This window comes from Streptomyces sp. NPDC102514 (assembly GCF_055584525.1).
In genome coordinates, this window is sequence record NZ_JBVJLW010000023.1 from 46,496 (window position 1) to 68,413 (window position 21,918).

A 21,918-nucleotide genomic window follows, 5' to 3' on the forward strand; every position below is an offset into this window, starting at 1 on the left:
GTCAGCTAGCGGTCGGCCGGTTGATCGGCCGACCGCTCGGGCGAGGGAGGGAGGCCTGCTGTGCGCGGCGACTTGGAGTGGGAGACGATCCCGGGGCTCGTGCGGGCGGCGGCCGAGCGGTACGCGGACGTGGAGGCGGTCGTCGAGGGCCGTACCCGCGTCACGTACGCGGAGCTGGGTGCCCGGGTGGAACGCGCGGCGGCGGCCTGCGTCGCGAACGGCGTGGAACCCGGAGACCGGGTGGCCATCTGGGCGCCCAACACCCTGGACTGGATGGCGTCCGCCCTCGGCGCGGTGTCGGCGGGCGCGGTCCTCGTCCCGCTGAACACCCGCTTCAAGGGGACGGAGGCCGCGTACGTACTGGCCCGGAGCCGGACGAAACTGCTGTTCGTGACGGGCACCTTCCTGGGGACCTCGTACGTGGCGTCCCTGCGGCGGGCCTGCGCCGAGCGCGAGGAGCCGGCCGATCCCGGCGCCGTCGCGGGCAGCACCCGTACGGGCCGGGCCGCGGGCCCCCTCCCGGGGCTCCCGCATCTGGAGCAGGTGGTCGTCCTGTCCGACGACGCCCCCGCCGACTTCCGCACCTGGAAGGACTTCCTGGCGAGCGGGGACGGGGTGAGGGAGGCCGAGGTGCGGGCACGGGCGGCGGCGCTCGACCCGTCCGCCCCCTCGGACATCATCTTCACCTCGGGCACCACGGGCCGCCCCAAGGGCGCCGTGATCACCCATGCGCAGACCCTGCGGGCGTACGACGTCTGGTGCGAACTGGCCGGTCTGCGCGAGGGCGACCGCTATCTGATCGTGAACCCCTTCTTCCACACCTTCGGCTACAAGGCGGGCGTGATCGCCTGTCTGATGCGGGGCGCGACGATGATCCCGCAGCCGGTGTTCACCGTGGACACGGTCCTCGCGAACGTGGCCTCGGAACGCATCTCGGTGCTCCCCGGCCCGCCCACCCTCCACCAGTCCCTCCTGGACCACCCCAAGCGGGACGCGTACGACCTGTCGGCCCTGCGGCTGGTGGTGACGGGCGCGGCGGTCGTGCCGTTGCTGCTGGTGGAGCGGTTGCGGGCGGAGCTGGGCGTGGGCACGGTCCTCACCGCCTACGGGCTCTCCGAGGCGAGCGGGATCGTCACGATGTGCCGCCGCGGCGACGAGCCGGACGTGATCGCGTCCACGTCCGGCCGCGCGATCCCCGGCACGCAGGTGCGGGTCGTGGACGGGGAGGGCACGGCCGTCGCCCCCGGCACCCCGGGCGAGGTCCTGGTCCGCGGCTTCAACGTCATGCGCGGCTATTACGAGGACGCCGCGGCCACCTCGGAGGCGATGACCCCGGACGGCTGGCTCCGCACGGGCGACATCGGCGTCCTGGACGCGGCCGGCAACCTCCGGATCACCGACCGCATCAAGGACATGTTCATCATCGGCGGCTTCAACGCGTACCCGGCGGAGATAGAGCAGCTCCTCGGCCTCCACCCGGACGTCGCCGACGTGGCCGTGATCGGCGTCCCGGACGCCCGGCTCGGCGAGGTCGGCAAGGCGTATGTCGTACGCCGTCCGGACGTCCCGCTCACCGGCGACGACCTGATCGCCTGGGCGCGCCGCGAGATGGCGAACTACAAGGTGCCCAGGGCGGTGGAGTTCGTCGGCGAACTGCCCCGGAACGCGAGCGGGAAGGTCGTCAAGGGGGAGCTGCGCAGCCGGCGTTGAGGGGCCCCGCCTGTTTCAGGCGGGGCCCCGGACCGCTCACGCGCCGTGCGCTATTCGCGGGCGGACAGCGCGTGGGCCGGGGCCGTGCGCAGGGCCTGCCGGGTGGGGAGTTCGACCGTGACGAAGGCAGTGGTGATCACGGTCAGCGCGACCGCCGGGAGCAGCCACACCGGTCCCGCGGGCCACGGCCGGTCCAGGAAACCGATGCCGAGCAGCACGAGCGGGATCGCGGACAGCAGCAGCCCGGTGGCGACCGCGGCGACCCCGATCACCGCGGCCTCGCGGCGCATCATCGCGAGGATCTGGCGCGGGGTGGTGCCGTTGAGGCGGAGCGTGGCAATCTCGTTGCGCCGCTGGGCGGTGGTGGCGACCAGCTTGTTGGCGATGGAGAGGAGGAGGTAGCCGAGGAGCACGACGATGGTGGCCAGGTTGATCCAGACCGTCGCCGGTGCGTCGCTCAGGCTGTCGCCGGACCCGGTGTCGGTGGGCGCCAGGGCCAACCCGGTGCGGGAAGCGGCGAGTTCGGCGAGGGTGCGCTGTGCGGTGTCGGTGCCGTCGGTGCGTACGAGGACCCTCTGGTCGAGGCCGGCGGTGGTGTGCCCCGCGGCGAGGTCGTGGGAGACGGCTACCGGGCCGAAGCCGAGGCCGCGGTCGTAGACGGCGACGACCTTCGGGCTGACCCGGCTGCCGTCCCCGAGGACCAGGTCGATCCGCCGGCCGACACCGGCGTCACGGGAGCGGGCGACCTCGCTGTCCACGGCGACCGTGTCACCGGTGAGCCCGGCCAGACTGCCGTCCCGTACACCGAGGTCCAGGACGCCCGGCGCGGCCGGGGTCAGGATCATCGCGGAGGCGGCCTCGACCTCCGGTTCGCCGAACATCTCGTACTCCCACACGACCGTGGTGTCGCTGACCGGGGCCGCCGCCCGTACGCCCTCGGTCCTCCGCACGTCCGCGAGGGTGCCGGCAGGCACACCGCCGAGTCCCGGTGCGCTCAGGCTCTGCTGGGCGAGGGTGCCGGTACGGGTGTCCTGCGCGGTGGCGCTCATGACGGTCGTCTGGGCGAGGGTGTAGGTCAGGACGAACACGACCGCCATGGCGAGGGCGCTGACGACCCCCGACAGCCGTAGCGCGTACCCGCGGATGTTCGCCACCGCGAGCCAGGTCGGGGCCGAGACCCCGGGCCGCAGCCGCCGGGCCGCCGTGTCCCCGATGCCCTTGACCAGGACGGGTCCCGCCAGGGCGAGACCGATCGCGCCGATGATGCCGGCCATGGAGGTGGCCGCCGCGCCGAGGACCGTCCGGCTCAGCAGCGGCACCACCGAGAGCGTCGTCGCGGCGACGATCAGCAGCAGGCCCGCGCGGATCCGGATCTTCGACGGCGTACGGGGCTCGCTGCGCGACTCGGCGACCGCCTCGGTGGCCGGCAGCCGCGAGGTGCGCCACGCGGCACCACGGGCCGACACCTGCACGGCGATCCCCAGAAGGAGCACGGCGGCGAGCGCGGGCAGCGGGCTGTACGTGAGCGGCAGCCCGTCCGGGATCACCTCGCGGTCGACGAGCATCCGCCGGAACTGCCCGGCCAGCAGATAGCCGAGGCCCACACCGGGCACGACCGCCACGGCGGCGATGACCGAGGCCTGCGCGGCGGCCAGCCGCCTGATCTGCTTCGGGGTCGCGCCGACGGCCCGCATCAGGGCGAGGTCGCGGCGCTGGCCGCCGATCGACACGGCCAGGGCGCTCGCCAGCACGAACCCGATGATCAGCATGATGATCCCGGAGAGCGAACCGGCGAGCAGGATCAGCAGCGAACGGGCCGCGCCCGCACCGGGGGAGGCGATGTCCCCGCGGGCGGAACCGGTGGAGACGATCACTTCGGCGCCGTGGTCCCACTCCTTGCCGGCCTTCTTGTTCGCGTCCTTCTCGTCCGCGTCGGTGCCGGCGTTCCTGATCGTCTCGCGGGCCGCGGCGGCCACCGCGGCCTCGGCGCCGGGCTCGGTGCGCAGGCCGACGAGGTCGACGGTCCCGGCGCGCGCCGCCGCATCGCCGCTGCCGCCGTCGCGGCCCGCCAGCCGCCGGGCCGTCGGGTCGGCGAAGAGGATGCCCGCGCCCGGGGCGTCGACCACCGCCGTGACGCGGTACTCGACGGCGGACCGGCCGGCCGCGACGATCTCGACCCGGTCGCCCGCCCGGACCCCCGCGGCCTCGGCCGTCGCCCTGTCGAGCGCCACCTCGGCGGCCCCGGACGGCTCGTCGCCACCGACCTCCGGATCCGTGAGCAGCTTCGTCGAGGACCAGCCGTGACCCGCCGTCTGCGGTTCCTCGGCCGGTACGACGCGGCCGTCGGCGTCGACCACGGAGGCGGGGAAGCTGACGTCACCCACCGCCGCGGTGACACCGGGCAGTTCGGCGAGCCGGCCGACCAGGGAGGCCGGGACCGTGCCGCGTTCCGGGAGGGCGATCGGCAGATCCCCGGCCGGACGGAAGCTCTGGTCGGTGGAGACCACGACGTCGGCTCCGGCGAGCCGGCCGGCCGGCAGCTGGGAGCGGAGGCCGGACTCGGCCAGCACCCCCGTGCCGGTGATCAGTGCCGCGCCGCCGAGCACCGCGCACGCCACCGCGGTCAGGGCGGTGATCCGGTGTCCTGCCATACGGACCGCGAGATGCAGCATGGTTCTAGACCTCTCCCAGCTTGACGAGACGGTCGGCCAGTTCGGGGGCGGTGGGCCGGTACAGGCGCTCGACCACCCGGCCGTCGGCCATCACCACCGCGTGGTGGGCCTGGGCGGCGGCGGCCGGGTCGTGGGTGACCATCACCACCGTCTGGCGCAGTTCGTCGACCAGTTCGCGCAGCAGGCCCAGCACCTCGTGGGCGCTGCGCAGATCGAGGGCGCCGGTCGGCTCGTCGGCGAACACGACGGCGGGCTTCGCCACCAACGCCCTTACGATCGCGGCCCGTTGCTGCTGGCCGCCGGAGAGTTCGGCGGGCCGGTGCGACATCCGGTCGGCGAGACCGACCCGCTCGACCAGCGTCCGCACCCACTCCCGGTCCGGGGCGCGCCCGGCCAGCCGCAGCGGCAGCGTGATGTTGTCGGCGACGCTCAGGGCGGGGACCAGGTTGTAGGACTGGAACACGAAACCGATGTGTTCGCGGCGCAGTTCGGTACGGCGGGTCTCGTTCAGCCCGCTGATCTCGCGCTCGCCGATCCGGATGCTTCCCGAGGTGGGGGAGTCGAGTCCGGCGGCGCAGTGCATCAGCGTGCTCTTGCCGGAACCCGAGGGCCCCATCACGGCGAGGAACGTGCCGTGCTCGACACTCAACGACACGTCGTCGAGGGCGCGGACACCTCCCGCGTACGTCTTGCTGACGTTCACCAGCTCGATGGCCGGAGCGGTCGGCGCCGCCATCGGGTGGCCGGCTCCCGCGAGGACCCCGCTCATCGCCGGCCCCGCAGGTGACGGACGACGAGCGCGGTCACGCACAGGGCGGTGACCCCGCCGCAGAGCAGGTGGACCCCGGTGGAGGCGGCGCTGTAGGAGGCCACCATGTTGCCGACGGTGCTGATCACCAGGACCAGCCACAGCACCGTACGCACGAAGCGGTCCCGGGTGAGGCCTTCGCGGGGCGCGTCCTGCCGGGCGGGGTCCGTGCTCCCGGCGAAGCCGTCGAGGCGGTAGGGGTCCGTGGTCGTCATGGCTGTCCTCTTCGGAGTCGTCGAGTTCTTCGGACCCTGCGCGGTTCGCGGTTCGCGGTGAGTGGTGCCTGGTTCGCGGCCGGCGGTTCGCGCTGCGGGTCTCGCTGTCGTGCCTTCGAAATTACGGATCAGGACCCCGGCCGGCCGAGCCCGCCAGCAGCCCGAGTGGGGGTACAGCAGGCTGTACCTCTACGCTCCTCCACGACGGTGAAGCGGTCGCTCGTACAGGGCCGTGAACGAGCGAGAGAGGAGGGGCGGATGCCGACCCCGACCCCGCCCGGCGTACCCGGTGACGGCGGCGAGGACGACAGGCCCGGGATCCGGGAGACCGTCGTCCGGGCGGCCGGTGCGGCCGTCGCCGCTCTCGAACAACTCGTCGGCGGACTCGGCACCGCGCTGATGGCCCTGCTCGTCCTCGCCTGGGCCGCCGTCACCGCCGTGACGTCCCTGGTGGGCGTCGGACTGCTGATGGCACCGCTCACCCTGCGCGCCCTGCACTCGCTCGCCGGCCGCGAACGCGACCGGCTCGGCCGGTGGGGACCCGAGGTCATGGGCCCGGACCCGGCGCCCACCGCGGTACGGCTCGCCGTCGTCGACCCGACCACGCGCCGCGAACTGCGCTGGCTGACCCGGCACGCCACACTCGGTCTGCTGCTCGGCCTCGGCGGCCTGCTGCTGCCGCTGCTGGCCCTGCGCGACTCCCTCTTCCCGCTGTACTGGCGCCTGCTGCCGGAGGGCGCGACCAGCACGTCCCTCGGGATAGGGGTCGCGGAGACCTGGGCCGACGCGGCCGCCGCCGCCCTCCTCGGGCTCGGCTGGACCGCCATCATCCTCGGCCTCAGCCCCGGCATGGCACGCCTCCAGGCAAAGCCCGGCCGACTGCTCCTCGCGGCCGGGCCCGACACCGACCTGTCGCTGCGCGTCGCGGAACTCACCGCCACCCGGGCCGCCGCCCTGGACGCCCACGCCACCGAACTGCGGCGCATCGAGCGGTCGTTGCACGACGGCACCCAGAACCGGCTCGTCACCGTCACCGTGCTCCTCGGCGCCGCGCGCCGTATGGTCGCCCGCGATCCCGCGGGCGCCGACGAACTCCTCGAACGCGCCCAGAGCGCCGCCGAACAGGCCCTGTCCGAACTGCGTTCGGTGGCCCGGGGCATCCTGCCGCCCGTACTGGCCGACCGAGGGCTCGCCGGCGCACTCACCGGACTCGCCGCGAGCTGCCCGGTGCCCTGCCGGATCGACGTCCAGGCACCCGAGCGGTGTGCCGCGTCCGTGGAGGCGACCGCCTACTTCGTGGTGGCGGAGACCCTGACGAACATCGCCAAGCACAGCGGGGCGCGACAGGCGGCGGTCACGGTCCGCAGCGGTGGCGGGCGGCTGCGCCTGGACATCACCGACGACGGCCGGGGCGGCGCCGACGAGAAGAACGGGTCCGGGCTCACCGGCATCCGCAACCGGATCGCCGCACACGACGGCACCCTCGAACTGGCCAGCCCGCCCGGCGGCCCGACGACTCTCAAGGTGGAACTGCCATGCGGATTGTGATCGCCGAGGACGACGCGCTGCTGCGGGAGGGGCTGGCGCTGCTGCTGCGCGCGGAAGGCCTCGACGTGGTGGGGACGGCCGCTACCGGTGACGGCATCCTCGACGCCATCGACACCCACAAGCCGGATGTCGCCATCCTCGACGTACGCATGCCGCCGACGCACACCGACGAGGGGATCGTCGCGGCGGTGGAGGCCCGGCGGCGACGGCCCGATCTCGCGGTTCTCGTCCTGTCGGCGTACGTCGAGCAGTCGTTCGCCACGGAGTTGCTGGGTGGCGGGGTGAGCGGGCTCGGCTATCTGCTCAAGGAGCGGGTGGGGCGGGTGGAGGAGTTCCTGGACGCGCTCCATCGGGTGGCGGGCGGGGGTACGGCCATCGACCCGGAGGTCGTCGCGCAGCTGTTCACCCGCAGCCGGCAGGACACGCGGCTGGAGCGGCTGAGTCCGCGCGAGCGGGATGTGCTCGCGCTGATGGCGGAGGGGCTCGGCAACGGGGCGATCGCCGAACGGCTCGTGGTCACGGAGGGGGCCGTGCACAAGCACATCCGCAGCATTTTCGCGAAGCTGGACCTGTCGCCGGCGGATCAGGTGGATCGGCGGGTCGCGGCGGTTCTGAGGTACCTGGACGATGCGCGTCGGCGGGCCTGACTGGCCGTCATGGGGTGGCACCGGCGGGGTTGTGGGGTGCGGGTTCCTCCGGCCGGGGTGTGGGGTGCGGGTCGGTGGGGGCCTCGGCCGGGTTGTCGTGTGCGGGTCGGTGGGGGCTGGTCGCGCAGTTCCCCGCGCCCCTGAGGTGGGAGGGGGTTTTGGTCGGGTGTTGACTGCGGGGCGGTGGGGGCCGGGCGCGCAGTTCCTCGCGCCCCTGGGGTGGTGGGGGGCTGCCGGGTTGGGTGCGCAGATTCCCGCCGTGCTCAGAGCGGGGGTACAGCAGGCGCTACCTTCTTGCGGGGGAGTGCACCCCCTTCTGCTGGGGCGCCTGCTTGATCGTGATGCACAGGTGGAGTTTCTAGCGTGGTGGTCGTACCGCGACGACGGCCCGACCCCGACCGAGACGCTTGGAGCCCGTGACCCATGAAGACCGAACTCACCTCCCGAGTGGTGGCCACGACCCTGGCGACCGTACTGGCCGGCATCGGCCTGACCCTGCCCGCCGCGGGCGCGACCGGCGCCACCGGCACACCCGCGCACAGCGCCTCGCACAGCAGGGCGCTGCAGGCCGGTGTGGACGCGGTCATGAAGACCGGGACCGTCGGGGTCGTGGCCCGCTCGACGGGTCCGCGAGGCGCGCGGTACGCCACCGGCGGGGTCGCCGACCGGACCACGAAGGAGGCCGTACGCCCCGGTGACAAGTTCCGGATCGCCAGCGCCAGCAAGACGTTCGTCGCCACGGTGATCCTGCAACTCGTCGGCGAGGGACGCCTGTCGCTCGACGACACCGTGGAGCAGTGGCTGCCCGGAGTCGTCTCGGGCAACGGCAACGACGGCGGCGCGATCACCGTACGGCAGCTCCTCCAGCACACCAGCGGGCTGTTCGACTACACGTCGGACTTCCCCGAGTTCACCAGCACGGCCGGCTACCAGGCCGAGCGGTACCGCACCTGGGCCCCGGAGGAACTGGTCGCCGTCGCGATGCGGCACACCCCCGGATTCGCACCGGGCAAGGGGTGGAGCTACTCCAACACCAACTACATCCTCGCCGGAATGATCATCGAGAAGGCCACCGGGCACAGCTGGAACGAGGAGGTCACCAACCGCCTCATCCGCCCGCTGGGCCTGCGCGACACCCTCGTGCCGACCACCGAGTCCCGTATCCCCGGACGCCATCTGCGCGGCTACTCCAGCTTCGAGGAAGCGGGACCGGCGATCGACATCACCGAACTCAACGCCTCCGCGGGCGGCGCGGCGGGCGCCATGATCAGTACGACGGCCGACCTGAGCCGCTTCTACCAGGCGCTCCTCGGCGGCCGGCTGCTGCGCCCGGCGGAGCTGACGGCGATGAAGACGACCGTGCCGGCCCCGGAACTGGATTCCGCCTGGCCCGGCGTGCGTTACGGCCTCGGCCTGATGAGCGTCCCGCTGTCCTGCGGGGGCGTCTACTACAGCCACGGGGGCAACCTGCCCGGCTACACCACCCGCAACGGCATCAGCGCCGACGGCCGCCGCACCGTGGTCCTGAACTCGACCGGCGACGGTTCGACGGACTCGTCCACCCAGGACACCGAGAACGCTGTGATCGACGACGAACTCTGCGCGTGACACCGACCCCGGGCGCACCCCGTCAGGGGCGCGGGGAACTGCGCGACCGGCCCCCACCGTCCCGCAGACGGGCAACGAGCCTACGTGGATGTCGACGTAGGAGTCCCTGAGCCCCGCGCCAGCGACGCTCGCGCCGCCGCGCGCAACGCATGGATCTCGTCCCGGGCCCCACGCCGCGCGGGAGCGCCCCGCCCGGCGGCCCCCACCGTGTGCTCGGCCTTGCGGAGCCGCGCGGCCGTGGACGGGAACCTCGCGATCTCCACGGTGACGGCCCAGGTGTCGAGCAGCTGGATGATCGGCCCGAGACTCCCGGTGCGCGCGGCGGCCTCGATGGCCCCGTCGGTCTCCCGCTCCAGTTCGGCGAGCCGGTGCGGGGCAACCCGGATGACGGCCGCGCGTAGGGCGCCGGGTGTCCGTTCCGGCCGGGGAACGAGGGGTCTGCCGGGCTCGATGGGCTGTGCTGTCATCGTGATCCGCACAGTACGGCGTACGGGCGGGCACCGCGAGGGGCGGGACGGGCCCGGCGACGAATTCCGGCCGCACCCCCGGAAGCCCGGGACACGACGACGGGCCGAGCGCCGTAAGGGGCCCGGCCCGTCGAGGTAGTGGACGTCAGGGTGCCGGGACGGCCGGCGCGGCCGGTACGGTCACGGTCGCGATGTCGTCCGGCGCGGGCGCGGGCATCGAGTTGTCGGCCAGCGCCGGACTCGCGGCCGCGGCGGTGACGCCGAGCATCAGGGTGAGGGTCGTGAGTAACTTCTGCGTACGGGTCATACCGACTCCTGGGTGAGAGGGAACGGCCGGACGCCCGAAGACGCCGGTCACTTACGGGTGCTACGTCCCGCCGGGCCGAAACGGCTCACGTCGCCGATCGGCCGGATCGTGTCCGGACAGACTTCGGCCGCGGTGGCTCCCCCTCCGCGCCACCGCGGCCGATCCCCGTCGGGAGAAAGGTCTCTACTTGCCGCCGTCGAGGTCCAGCGCGGGCGGCGAAGGCATGCCGTTGTCCAGCGTCCGGATGTCGCTCTGGGGCGGCGTCGGCATCCCGTTGTCCAGCGGAGTGACGACCGGGTCCTCGGCGGGAGGGGTCGGCATCCCGTTGTCGAGCGGAGTGGCCACGACCGGGTCCTTCGCGGGAGGAGTCGGCATCCCGTTGTCCTGCGTGGTGGCGGTGGGGTTCGTGTCCTTCGTCTGGTCGCTCATGGCCTGTGTCCTCCGTTGTGTTGACGAGTGAGGAACGCCCGTCCAGAGACTCCCCCGAGGGCCGCTGGACGGGCGTTCGGAGCCGCACACTAGCCGTTGGGCTCCTGGTCAGACCGTCTGCCCCCCGACGCGACGGTGTGACAGATATGAGAGTGCCGCGCGGAGATAAACGAATGCTGAACGTCCGCAACGGCCCGGGCGCGGGCCCGTCGCTCACGCCGCCGTGGCGGGCGTGAGCAGGACCCTGACCTCCTCGGCCTGTGCGGAGCCGCCGTTCTGCTCCAGGAGGTTGACGGCCTCGCGCCAGCAGGCCCTCGCCCGGTCCACCTGCCCGACCATGGTGAGCGCCCGGCCGAGCAGCATCAACACGGTCCCCTGCATCCGGTCGCCCCCGATGCAGCCGAGCGCGAGTGCCTGTTCGGCGTGCTGGGCGGCCTGCGCGGGCCGGCGGGCCGCCAGATGCACCTCTGCCATCCGGAAGTTGGTGGTGCCCTCCCAGAGGCGCTGGCGGTGGCTGGCGAAGACGGCGAGGGCGTCGGAGAACTGGTTGAGGGACTCGGCGTGCCGGCCGGCCCGGGTCAGCGCGATGCCCAGCGTGAAGTGCCCGTTGGCCAGCCGCAGCGTCTTGCCGATCTCCAGGTACGTGGCCAGGGCGCGCTGCGCGATCTCCACGGCCTTGTCGGTGTTGCCCATGCCGAGGTGGGCGCGCGAGAGGTTGCACAGGCTGAGCGCTTCGAGGGGCCGGTTGCCGATGGCGGCGTATCCCTGTATCGACTGCTCGAAGTACAGCTTGCCGCTCGCGTACTGCTCCTGGTGGAGGAAGGTGAGCCCCCTGTCGTTGGCAGCGAAACTCATGGCCATGGCGTCCCCGGCGGTAGTGGAGAGGTCGATGGCGAGCTGCGCCTGCTCGGCCGCCTGCTGGATCCGGCCGGAGACCAGCAGCGGGTGGGTGAGCGTGGTGCGTGCTCTGCCCTCCGCGTGGGCGTCCCCCGCGGCCCGGGTGGCGTCGCACATCGCCCTGGCCGTCGTTTCGTACTGGTGGGAGTTGGCGCCCGACTCAGTAAGATCCCGGGCGGCCCAGAGCAGGTCCACCGCTCGCCGCAAGCGCTCCGTCCCCGCCGACTGTCGTACGCACGCCAGCAGCGGCGCCGCCTCCGTGTAGAGCCAGTCCAGCGCGGCGCTGCCCCCGGTGAAGGTCAGGCCCGGGTACTGCGTCGTCTCCAGGTGGTCGACCAGGCGGTCGCCGGGGCGCTCGATGGCGTACACGCCCGCGGCCGTGGCGAGGTAGAAGTCGAGCAGGCGCGACATCGCGGCGGCCCGTTCGCCCGGCGGCTGTTCGTCGCGTTCGGCGCACGCACGCGCGTAGAGCCGTACGAGGTCGTGGTAGCGGTAGCGGCCGGGGGCCGCCGACTCCAGGAGCGAGGTGTCGACGAGGGATTCGAGGAGTTCCTCGGTGTCGTCGAGGGGCAGGTCGAGGACCGCGGCGGCGGCGGCCAGGGACATGTCCGGGCCGTCCGCGAGACCGAGCAGCCGGAAGGCGCGGGCCTGGGCCGCCTCCAGCTGGCCGTAGCCCAGTTCGAAGGTGGCCTTCACGGCCAGGTCGCCGGCCTGCAGTTCGTCCAGGCGCCGCCGCTCGTCGGCGAGTTTCGCCGCGAGGACCGAGACGGTCCAGGTGCGGCGGGCGGCCAGCCGGGAGGCGGCGATCCGGATGGCGAGCGGCAGGAAGCCGCAGGCCGCCACGACGTCCAGCGCGGACTGGCGTTCCGACTCCACCCGCTCGGTGCCGACGATCTTCGTGAAGAGCTGGAGGGCCTCCTCCGGCGACATCACGTCGAGGTCGACCAGGTGGGCGCCGGCCAGGTCGACCATCCGTACCCGCGAGGTGACCAGCGCGGCGCAGCCCTCCGTGCCGGGCAGCAGGGGCCGGACCTGGGCCGCGTCGCGCGCGTTGTCGAGGAGGACCAGGACCCGGCGGCCGTCCAGCACCGAGCGGTACAGGGCCGCGCGCTCCTCCAGGGTGTCCGGAATGGACGAGTCCGGGGTGCCGAGCGCGCGCAGGAACGCGCCCAGTACGGCTTCCGGCGCCGCGGCCCGCGCACCGGCGCCCTGCAGGTCCACGTACAGCTGCCCGTCCGGGAAGGCGACCCGCGACTGGTGGGCGACGTGGACGGCGAGCGTGGTCTTGCCGACGCCGCCGATGCCGGCCAGCGCGGAGACGGCCATCACGCGGCCCTCGGCGCTCGCCAGGACCTCGCACAGTTCGGAGACGAAGGACGAGCGGCCGGTGAAGTCCGGGACGGTCGCGGGCAGTTGGGCCGGGCGCACCGGGGTGGCCGCGGTCTCCGGGGCCAGCGGCGCCGAGGGTTCGGCGAGGCCCGGGTCGGCCTGGAGGATGCGCTGCTGGAGTTCCTGGAGTTCCGGGCTCGGGTCCACGCCCAGCTCGTCGGCGAGCAGCCGCCGGGTGTCCGCGTACGCGGCCAGGGCCTCGGCCTGCCGGCCCGAGCGGTACAGCGCCAGCATCAGCAGCCCGCGCAGCCGCTCCCGCAGGGGGTGCGCCGCGGTGAGCGCGGTCAGTTCGGAGACCGCCTCGGCGTGGCAGCCCTGTTCGAGGTCCATGTCGAGGCGGGACTCGGTGAGCTGGAGCTTCCACTCCTGCAGCCGGGTGCGCTGGGTCTCCGCGTACGGGCCCGGAACGCTCGCCAGCACCTCCCCGTCCCACAGGCTCAGCGTCTTGTTCAGCAGGGCGCGCGCATGGCACAGATCGCCCCTGCTCTTCGCCTTCTCCGCGTCGGCCGCCAGCTCCTGGGCCAGCGCGAGATCGAGGGTGGCGCCGCTGCCGGAGGCGTCGGTGAGCCGGATCGCGTAACCGCCGGACTCGCTGACCAGGACGCCGGGGGAGAGGATCTTGCGCAGTCGCGAGGCGTACGTGCGCACGGCCGCCAGCGCCTGCGACGGCGGGTCGTCGCCCCACAGGGCGTCGATCAGCTCGCCGGACGTCGCCGTGCGGCCCTCACGGAGCAGCAGGGCGGCCAGCAGGGCGCGTTGCTGTGGGGACCCCGTGGGCAGCGCCTGTGCCCCCCGCCAGGCGCGCACCGGCCCGAGCACACTGAAGCGCAGGGCCACCGATTCCTCGGGTTCCCACTGCTCCGGTACTCGCGGTACACCGTCCATCGCTGTCCCCCTGCCGAACCGTCATGACAACCAGGCCAGTTTGCCTTGTTCATGGCGGATGCGTCAGCCGTGGGAGACACCGATCACAGGCCGCCATGCCAGATTCACGCAAGCCCACACAGGGCCCACACCCCCTCCCCGCAACCATGCGGGGCCCTGCCCGCATTCCGGAGATCGCCCTCCACTAGCTGACGGGCCGTCAGATCAGCGCTACCGTACAACGCATGGAGACCTTCCCGAAGATCATCTCGGTGGACGACCACACGGTGGAGCCCCCCAACGTCTGGCGGGACCGGCTCCCGTCGAAGTACCAGGACATCGGGCCGCGCGTCGTACGCGCCCCGCTGAAGGAAATGACCTTCCTCGGCGGGAAGTTCGCGCCCGTCATGGGCAGCCCCGGCGACGACGGGCCGATCGGCGACTGGTGGGTCTACGAGGACCTGCACCGCCCGCTCACCCGCCTCGACACCGCCGTCGGCTACGACAGGGACGAGATCAAGCTGGAGATCATCACGTACGAGCAGATGCGGCCGGGCTCGTACGACGTCCCGCAGCGCCTCGCCGACATGGACGTCAACCACGTGCAGTCCGCGCTCTGCTTCCCGACCTTCCCCCGGTTCTGCGGCCAGACGTTCACCGAGGCCGCCGACCGCGAACTGGGGCTGCTCTCCGTGCGGGCCTACAACGACTGGATGGTCGAGGAGTGGTGCGGGCCCGAGGCGCGGGGGCGGCTGATACCGCTCACGCTCATCCCTCTGTGGGACCCGCGGCTCGCCGCACAGGAGGTACGGCGCAACGCCGCCCGCGGAGTACGGGCCGTCGCCTTCTCCGAGATACCTCCGCACCTCGGACTGCCCTCCGTTCATACGGACGAGTGGGATCCGTTCCTCGCCGCGTGCGACGAGACCGGCACGGTCATCGCGATGCACATCGGGTCGAGCAGCCGGATGCCCTCCACCTCCGCCGACGCGCCGCCCGCCGTCGGCTCCACCATCACCTTCGCCAACTGCTGCTTCTCGATGGTGGACTGGCTGATGAGCGGCAAGTTCGAACGCTTCCCGAACCTGAAGGTCATGTACGCGGAGGGCCAGATCGGCTGGATCCCCTACATTCTCGAACGTGCCGACGTCGTGTGGGAGGAGAACCGCGCCTGGGGCGGCGTCGCCGACAAGGTCCACCGCCCGCCGTCCGAACTCTTCACCGAGCACGTCTACGGCTGCTTCTTCGACGACGCCTTCGGCCTGAAGAACCTGGACGCCATCGGCGTCGGCAACGTCCTCTACGAGACCGACTACCCCCACTCCGACTCCACCTGGCCCGAGTCCCGCCAGGTCGGCGAGGCCCAGATGTCCCACCTGGACGCGGAAGTGGTGGACCGAATAGTCCGCACCAACGCGATAGAACTCCTGTCCCTGACAAAGGACGGCCTCTGGTCCCCGTGACACCCCCGCCCCCGCCCCCGAAGCGGCGCGAGGAACGGCGCGCTCAGCCACGACGCACCCGCACCCACACACGAGGCCGCACTCCCACCCCCTAAGGGGCGCGGGGAACTGCGCGGCCAACCACGACGAGCCCGCACCCACACACGAGGCCGCACCCCCACCCCCTAAGGGGCGCGGGGAACTGCGCGGCCAACCACGACGAGCCCGCACCCACACACGAGGCCAGCCCCCTCCCCCTCAGGGGCGCGGGGAACGGCGCACTCAGCCACAACGCACCCGCACCCGCACACAACACCCCCACCCACCCCAATGACGGCCCGTCAGACAAGGGGCGCCGCTCATGCAGATCCTGCCCGAAGGACGACTGGCGTACGGGATGCAGCTCCCGGTCCAGTCACAGAGCACCCTCTACGCCGAGGCGTGGGAGGCCGACGCCGGCCCGGACGACCTCGTACAGATCGCCCGCACAGCGGACGCATCCGGCTTCGCCTACCTCGCAAGCTGCGACCACGTAGCCATCCCACGACGCCTTGCCGCCGCGATGAGCACGATCTGGTACGACCCGGTCGCCACCCTCGCCTTCCTGGCGGGCGTCACCGAACACGTCCGGCTCCTCAGCCACGTGGCGGTCGTCGGCCTGCGCCACCCCCTCGCCACCGCCAAGCAGTACGCGACCCTCGACCACCTCAGCGGCGGACGGCTGATCCTCGGGGTCGGCGCAGGACACGTACAGGAGGAGTTCGAGGCGCTGGGCGCGGACTTCGAGCGGCGCGGGGCCGTACTGGACGAGAACATCGACGCGTTGCGGGCCGCGCTGGGCCCGGAGGAGTTCCCGTCCCACCACGGGAAGCTGTACGACTTCGAGGGGCTCGGCCAGCGGCCCCGGCCCGCGCAGGAACACGTACCCGTGTGGATCGGCGGGTCCTCGCCCGCGGCCGTGCGGCGGGCCGCGGTCCGGGGGGACGGGTGGCTGCCGCAGGGGGATCCGCGGGAGCGGCTGCCCGAGCAGATCGCCCGGCTGGGGCGGCTGCGGGAGGAGGCGGGGGTGACCCGGCCGCTGACCGTCGGCGCCATCACCGAGCCGCTGTACGTGGGGCGGCCCTCGTGGTCCGTGGGACGCCGTACGGTCTCCGGCTCCGCCGAGGAGATCGCCGAGTCGCTGCGGGCGTACGGGGCGATGGGGGTGCATCAGATCCAGGTGCGGTTCCGATCGCGGAGCCGGGCCGAACTGACCGACCAGATCGCGGCGTTCGGGTCGGGGGTCGGCCCGCTGCTCGGGTAGACGGCCGGCCCCGTACCCGTACCTGTACCCGGCCGCGGATGCGTCGTGGCTGGCCGCGCAGTTCCCCGCGCCCCTGAGGGGGGAGGGGGCTGGCCCCATACCCGGCCGCGGGTCCGTCGTGGCTGGCCGCGCAGTTCCCCGCGCCCCTGACGGGGCGCCGTTCGCCGCGCCCTGACGGGGCGCCCATCGGCTAGGGAGTGATCATGGGCAAGTTGGACGGTCGGGTCGTCGTCGTCACCGGGGCGGCTCGGGGGCAGGGGGAGCAGGAGGTTCGGCTCTTCGCCGAGGAGGGGGCCTCGGTCGTCGTCGCCGATGTGCTCGACGAGCAGGGCGAGACCCTCGCCAAGGAGCTGGGGGCCCGCGCCCGGTACGTGCACCTGGATGTGAGCCGGGAGGACGACTGGACCGCCGCGGTGGCGGTGGCGAAGGAGGTGTACGGGAAGGTCGACGGGCTCGTCAACAACGCCGGCATCCTGCGCTTCAACGCCCTCGTCGACACCCCCCTCGACGAGTTCATGCAGATCGTGCGGGTCAACCAGGTCGGCGTCTTCCTCGGCATCAAGGCCTTGGCGCCCGAGATCGAGGCGGCCGGCGGCGGGACGATCGTCAACACCGCCTCGTACACGGGGCTCACCGGCATGGCGTACGTGGGCGCGTACAGCGCGAGCAAGCACGCCATCGTCGGCCTGACGCGCGTGGCGGCGCTGGAGCTGGCCCCGAAGGGGATCCGCGTCAACGCCGTCTGTCCCGGCGCGATCGACACCGCCATGAGCAATCCGGCCCTGCTCGACCCGGCGACGGCGGACACCGGCTCGGCGGAGGCCGCGGAGGCGGCTTCGGCGGCCGTCGCCAAGCTGTACCGCAAGCTCGTGCCGATGGGCCGGATCGGCCGGGCCGAGGAGGTGGCCCGTCTCGCGCTCTTCCTGTCCTGCGACGACTCCTCCTACATCACCGGCCAGCCCTTCGTGATCGACGGCGGATGGCTGGCGGGCGTGAGCGCGATGTGAGCGGCGGTGGGGGACGACGAGCCGGATGTGACGGCCCATCAGCTATTGACGCCTCACGGGTGCGGTGCCACAGTCGGCGGCAGGTCAATCTGACGATGCGTCAGGTTCGGCGTTCGCCGGACGAATGACGGACACAGGGGACGGTGAACCTCCTTGGAATTCGGGCTCTTTGTACAGGGATACGTGGGCAAGCGGGCCTTGACCGATCCGCTCGCGGAGCACAAGGCGCTGATGGAGGAGACCGAGTACGTCATCCAGGCCGACAAGTCCGGCTTCAAGTACGCCTGGGCGTCGGAGCACCACTTCCTGGAGGAGTACTCGCACCTCTCCGCCAACGACGTCTACCTCGGCTATCTGGCGCACGCCACCGACCGCATCCACCTGGGATCGGGCATCTTCAACCCGCTCGCCCAGGTCAACCACCCCGTGAAGGTCGCCGAGAAGGTCGCCATGCTCGACCATCTCACCGAGGGACGGTTCGAGTTCGGCAGCGGACGCGGGGCCGGCTCGCACGAGATCCTCGGCTTCCTCCCCGGCATCACCGACATGAACCACACCAAGGAGATCTGGGAAGAGACCATCGCCGAATTCCCCAAGATGTGGCTCCAGGACGAGTACGTCGGCTTCCAGGGCAAGCACTGGCAGCTTCCGCCGCGCAAGATCCTGCCGAAGCCGTACGGGAAGTCGCATCCCGCCATGTGGTACGCCGCCGGGTCGCCGCCCTCGTACTCCATGGCCGCCCGCAAGGGGCTCGGGGTGCTCGGGTTCAGCGTGCAGAAGGTCTCCGACATGGAGTGGGTCCTTGAGCAGTACAAGACGGCCGTCGTCGAGGCCGAGCCGGTCGGGGACTTCGTCAACGACAACGTGATGGTGACGACGACGGCGGTGTGCGCGCCCACGCACGACGAGGCGATACGGATCGCCGTGAGCGGCGGGCTGCACTATCTGCCCTCGCTCGTCTTCCGCTACCACGACACGTTCCCGCGGCCCGAGGGTTTCCCGGTCTGGCCGGAGACGCTGCCGGAGTACAACGAGGAGTTCATCGAACTGCTCATCGCCGAGGAGCTGTTGATCTGCGGGGACCCGGACGAGGTGCTCACGCAGTGCAAGCGGTGGGAGCAGGCCGGGGCCGATCAGTTGTCGTTCGGGCTGCCGGTGGGGGTGCCGAAGGAGGAGACGCTCCAGACGATCCGGCTGATCGGGGAGCACGTGATTCCGAAGATCGATACCGACCCCGTCCACCGGACCACTCGATTCCGCGGGGCGGTCTGAGGTTCGTCGGAGGGTGCGGGTCCGTCGGGGCTGGTCGCGCAGTTCCCCGCGCCCCTGGGTGGGTGCGCCCGCCGCAGGCCAGAAGGTGACAGGAGATGAGGGGCTGTCGTGCTTGACCATCTGATCAAGGGTGCGCGAGTCGTCGACGGGTCGGGGCGGCCCGCCTTTGTCGCCGACGTGGGGATACGGGACGGGCGGATCGCCGTCGTCGGGGCGGTCACCGAGGAGGCGCGGACGTCCGAGGACGCCTCCGGGCTCGTACTCGCGCCCGGGTTCGTGGATCCCCACACGCACTACGACGCCCAGCTCTTCTGGGACCCGTACGCGACGCCCTCCCTGAACCACGGGGTGACCACCGTCGCGGGCGGGAACTGCGGTTTCACGCTCGCGCCCCTGCATCCGTCCCGCCCCGAGGACGCCGACTACACGCGGCGGATGATGTCCAAGGTCGAGGGGATGTCGCTGGTCGCGCTTGAGGAGGGCGCGCCGTGGAGCTGGCACTCCTTCGGCGAGTACCTCGACGCCCTGGAGGGCCGGATCGCGGTCAACGCGGGCTTCATGGTGGGGCATTGCGCGCTGCGGCGGTACGTCATGGGTCCGGACGCGGTGGGCGGGCAGCCGTCGGACGAGCAACTGGCGGCGATGGTCGCGCTGCTCGACGAGGCGATGGCGGCCGGCGCCTGGGGGCTCTCCACCACCCAGTCCTCGACCCACTCCGACGGCGACGGGAAACCGGTCGCCTCCCGGCACGCCGGACCCGCCGAACTCATCGCCCTCTCCCGGGCGGTGGGCGAGCGCGAGGGCACCCAGATCGAGGCGATCGTGGCGGGCTGCCTCGACCAGTTCAGCGACGACGAGATCGATCTGTTCGTCGAGATGAGCGCGGCGGCCGGCCGGCCCCTGAACTGGAACGTCCTGACGATCGACGCGGCCGTCCCCGAGCGCGTGCCACGGCAGCTGGCGGCGAGCGAGCGGGCCCGTAAGGCGGGCGGGCGGATCGTGGCGCTCACGATGCCGATCCTCACGCCGATGAACATGTCGCTGGGCACCTTCTGCGCCCTCAACCTCATCCCCGGCTGGGGCGAGATCCTGGCCCTCCCGGTACCCGAACGGATCGAGAAACTGCGGGACCCCGGGGTCCGCGCCGAGATGCTGCGGCGGGCCGACTCCAAGGAGGCGGGCGTCTTCCGCCGCCTCGCGGACTTCGGCCGGTACGTCATCGGGGACACGTACAGCGCGGAGAACGAGGGCCTGACCGGCCGCGTCGTACGGGACATCGCGGCCGAGCGCGGCCAGGAACCCTTCGAGTGCCTGGTGTCGATCTGCTCCAACGACCTTCTCCGTACGGTGCTGTGGCCGATGCCGACCGACAACGACCCCGACTCGTGGACCCTGCGCCAGGAGACGTGGCGGCACGAGGACGTCATGCTCGGAGGGTCGGACGCGGGCGCCCATCTGGACCGGATGTGCGGGGCGCCGTACACGACCCGGTTCCTGGGGGATTGCCTGCGGGGCCGGAAACTCGTCACGCTGGAGCAGGCGGTGAAGATGCTCACGGACGATCCGGCACAGCTCTTCGGGCTCCGTGGGCGCGGACGGATCGCGGAGGGTTTCCATGCGGACCTCGTGCTCTTCGACCCGGAACGGATCGACGCCGGCAAGGCCACCCTGGTGCACGACCTGCCGGGAGACAGCCCGCGCCTCGACTCCAAGGCGATCGGCGTCACGGCCGTGTGGGTCAACGGCGTCGAGTCGATACGCGACGACGTGGTGACCGGGGCCGTACCGGGCAAGGTGCTCAGGTCGGGCCGGGACACGCACACGGTGAGCACCAAGTGATGACCCGTCAAGCGGGGGCTGAGCAGCGGTTGTTCATCGGCGGCTCGTGGGTGGAGCCGGACGGCGGCCACTACGAGGTGATCGACCCGGCGACCGAGGACGTCGTCGGGTTGGCGCCGGAGGCCTCGCGGGATCAGGTGCACGCGGCGGCAGGCGCGGCCCGCGAGGCCTTCCGGACGTGGTCGCGCACGACACCGGAGGAACGGGCGGCCGTCCTGCACCGGGCGGCCGAGGAGATCCGGCGCAACCTCCTCCCGTACGCCGAACTGGCGCAGGCGGAGACCGGGGCCACCACCGGCACCGCGCGCGGGATGCAGGTGGGGGTCGGCGCGGCCCGATTCCAGCGGTACGCGCGCGTGGAGCCCGTCGAGGAGCCGCTGCCCCCGCAGATCAACGAGGCGGGCCCGTTCGGCGGGGCCGCCGTGCTGGGCGCGCTCGCCGTACGCCGTCCGGTGGGCGTGGTCACCTGCATCACCTCGTACAACAACCCCTGGGCGAACCCGGCGGGAAAGATCGCCCCGGCGCTCGCGATGGGCAACACGGTCCTCGTGAAACCCGCCCCGCAGGACCCGCTCTCCGTCTACCGGATGGCCGAGGCGCTGGAGGCGGCCGGCGTACCGCCCGGGGTCGTGAACGTCGTCTCCGGCTCGCGTGCGGAGGCGGGGGAGGCGGCCGTCGACTCGGACGACGTCGACATGGTCAGCTTCACCGGCTCGACGGCGGTCGGCCGGCGCATCGCCGAGGTGTGCGGGCGCGGGATGAAACGGCAGCTGATGGAGCTGGGCGGGAAGGGCGCGGCGATCGTCTTCGAGGACGCTGACCTGGAGTCGGCGGTCCGGGGCATCGGAACGACGTTCTCGTTCTACAGCGGCCAGATCTGCACGGCCCCGACCCGGGTACTCGCGCAACGCCCGATCTACGGCCGCCTGGTGTCCCAACTGGCCGACTGCGCAGCCCGGTTGCCGGTGGGCGACCCCCGCTCCCCGTCCACGGTCGTCGGCCCGCTGATCTCGTCCGCGCACCGGGACCGGGTGGAGTCGTACGTCGAACTGGGCCGCAAGGAGGGCGCGCGGGTCGTCGCGGGCGGCGAACGCCCACCGCTCGACCGGGGCTTCTACGTGGCCCCGACCCTCCTGGCGGACTGCACACCCGACATGCGGGTGGTCCGCGAGGAGATCTTCGGCCCGGTCGTCGTGGTCGTCCCCTTCGACGACGAGGAGGAGGCGGTCGCCCTGGCCGACGACACCGACTACGGCCTGATCGACTACGTCTGGTCCGGCGACGTGTCCCGAGCCTTCCGCGTGGCGTCCCGCCTCCGCGCCGGCGGCGTGGGCATCAACACGGTGGGCCGCAACATGGAGGCCCCGTTCGGCGGCTTCAAACAGAGCGGAGTAGGCAGAGACGTGGGCTCGTACGCCCTGCACGCGTACGCGGAACTCCAGTCACTGGTGTGGCCGGGCTGACGTCTGCCGAGCCGTCTGCCCGCCACCGCCG

At 72.3% G+C, this 21,918-nt stretch carries 17 protein-coding genes; 10 read left to right on the forward strand and 7 right to left on the reverse strand.

Annotated elements, in window-relative coordinates; all coding sequences use genetic code 11:
- Positions 1-60 precede the first annotated feature (60 nt).
- Positions 61-1,710 carry a fatty acid--CoA ligase family protein gene (locus tag ACZ60E_RS39975; RefSeq protein WP_469447029.1) on the forward strand — a complete coding sequence of 550 codons (1,650 nt, stop codon included), beginning with the start codon at positions 61-63 and terminating at the stop codon, positions 1,708-1,710.
- Positions 1,711-1,760: 50 nt separating this feature from the next.
- Here the strand turns inward: ACZ60E_RS39975 and ACZ60E_RS39980 are convergent, their stop codons facing one another.
- The 3 genes from ACZ60E_RS39980 to ACZ60E_RS39990 are packed head-to-tail and all read right to left on the reverse strand — an operon-like array spanning position 1,761 to position 5,405.
- The gene (locus tag ACZ60E_RS39980; protein WP_469447030.1) at positions 1,761-4,382 is read right to left on the reverse strand and encodes an FtsX-like permease family protein; all 2,622 of its coding nucleotides are present in this window, start codon (positions 4,380-4,382) and stop codon (positions 1,761-1,763) included.
- Between the two features lie 4 nt (positions 4,383-4,386).
- Positions 4,387-5,151, reverse strand: a complete 765-nt coding sequence (locus ACZ60E_RS39985; protein ID WP_384806327.1) for an ABC transporter ATP-binding protein — start codon at positions 5,149-5,151, stop codon at positions 4,387-4,389.
- Positions 5,148-5,405 carry a hypothetical protein gene (locus ACZ60E_RS39990; RefSeq protein WP_384806325.1) on the reverse strand — a complete coding sequence of 86 codons (258 nt, stop codon included), beginning with the start codon at positions 5,403-5,405 and terminating at the stop codon, positions 5,148-5,150. The genes ACZ60E_RS39985 and ACZ60E_RS39990 overlap by 4 nt, the downstream gene beginning before the upstream one ends.
- Positions 5,406-5,663: 258 nt before the next feature.
- Between ACZ60E_RS39990 and ACZ60E_RS39995 the strand changes: the two genes are divergently transcribed.
- From ACZ60E_RS39995 to ACZ60E_RS40005, 3 genes are all read left to right on the forward strand, one after another.
- On the forward strand, positions 5,664-6,953 hold the full coding sequence (locus ACZ60E_RS39995; protein WP_469447032.1) for a sensor histidine kinase: 1,290 nt from the start codon (positions 5,664-5,666) through the stop codon (positions 6,951-6,953).
- On the forward strand, positions 6,941-7,600 hold the full coding sequence (locus ACZ60E_RS40000; protein ID WP_384806321.1) for a response regulator: 660 nt from the start codon (positions 6,941-6,943) through the stop codon (positions 7,598-7,600). Before ACZ60E_RS39995 ends, ACZ60E_RS40000 begins: the two co-directional genes overlap by 13 nt.
- 423 nt (positions 7,601-8,023) lie before the next feature.
- Positions 8,024-9,208 (forward strand): serine hydrolase domain-containing protein, encoded by a 1,185-nt coding sequence (locus tag ACZ60E_RS40005; protein ID WP_469447034.1) that lies wholly within the window; start codon positions 8,024-8,026, stop codon positions 9,206-9,208.
- Between the two features lie 80 nt (positions 9,209-9,288).
- Here the strand turns inward: ACZ60E_RS40005 and ACZ60E_RS40010 are convergent, their stop codons facing one another.
- The 4 genes from ACZ60E_RS40010 to afsR form a co-directional block, all read right to left on the reverse strand.
- Positions 9,289-9,675: a DUF6247 family protein gene (locus ACZ60E_RS40010; protein WP_384806317.1), complete on the reverse strand. Its 387-nt coding sequence runs from the start codon at positions 9,673-9,675 to the stop codon at positions 9,289-9,291.
- 145 nt (positions 9,676-9,820) lie between these two features.
- Positions 9,821-9,982, reverse strand: a complete 162-nt coding sequence (locus tag ACZ60E_RS40015) for a hypothetical protein (RefSeq protein WP_469447036.1) — start codon at positions 9,980-9,982, stop codon at positions 9,821-9,823.
- A gap of 183 nt (positions 9,983-10,165) precedes the next feature.
- Positions 10,166-10,411, reverse strand: a complete 246-nt coding sequence (gene afsS / locus ACZ60E_RS40020; RefSeq protein WP_384806313.1) for a regulatory protein AfsS — start codon at positions 10,409-10,411, stop codon at positions 10,166-10,168.
- A 213-nt stretch (positions 10,412-10,624) separates the two neighbouring features.
- Entirely contained in the window at positions 10,625-13,582 is a 2,958-nt protein-coding gene (gene afsR / locus ACZ60E_RS40025; RefSeq protein WP_469447038.1) for an SARP-family global regulator AfsR, read from the reverse strand.
- Positions 13,583-13,806: 224 nt separating this feature from the next.
- Here afsR and ACZ60E_RS40030 point away from each other — a divergent pair, with 224 nt between their 5' ends.
- From ACZ60E_RS40030 to ACZ60E_RS40055, 6 genes are all read left to right on the forward strand, one after another.
- Positions 13,807-15,024 carry an amidohydrolase family protein gene (locus tag ACZ60E_RS40030; RefSeq protein ID WP_469447039.1) on the forward strand — a complete coding sequence of 406 codons (1,218 nt, stop codon included), beginning with the start codon at positions 13,807-13,809 and terminating at the stop codon, positions 15,022-15,024.
- Between the two features lie 340 nt (positions 15,025-15,364).
- Complete coding sequence (locus ACZ60E_RS40035; protein ID WP_469447041.1) at positions 15,365-16,306, forward strand: LLM class F420-dependent oxidoreductase; 942 nt, start codon at positions 15,365-15,367, stop codon at positions 16,304-16,306.
- A gap of 203 nt (positions 16,307-16,509) precedes the next feature.
- Complete coding sequence (locus tag ACZ60E_RS40040; RefSeq protein ID WP_469447043.1) at positions 16,510-17,313, forward strand: SDR family NAD(P)-dependent oxidoreductase; 804 nt, start codon at positions 16,510-16,512, stop codon at positions 17,311-17,313.
- A gap of 153 nt (positions 17,314-17,466) precedes the next feature.
- Complete coding sequence (locus ACZ60E_RS40045; protein ID WP_453792864.1) at positions 17,467-18,585, forward strand: LLM class flavin-dependent oxidoreductase; 1,119 nt, start codon at positions 17,467-17,469, stop codon at positions 18,583-18,585.
- A 108-nt stretch (positions 18,586-18,693) separates the two neighbouring features.
- Complete coding sequence (locus ACZ60E_RS40050) at positions 18,694-20,424, forward strand: N-acyl-D-amino-acid deacylase family protein (RefSeq protein WP_469447046.1); 1,731 nt, start codon at positions 18,694-18,696, stop codon at positions 20,422-20,424.
- The gene (locus ACZ60E_RS40055; protein WP_469447048.1) at positions 20,424-21,887 is read left to right on the forward strand and encodes an aldehyde dehydrogenase family protein; all 1,464 of its coding nucleotides are present in this window, start codon (positions 20,424-20,426) and stop codon (positions 21,885-21,887) included. The genes ACZ60E_RS40050 and ACZ60E_RS40055 overlap by 1 nt, the downstream gene beginning before the upstream one ends.
- The last annotated feature ends 31 nt before the right edge of the window (positions 21,888-21,918 follow it).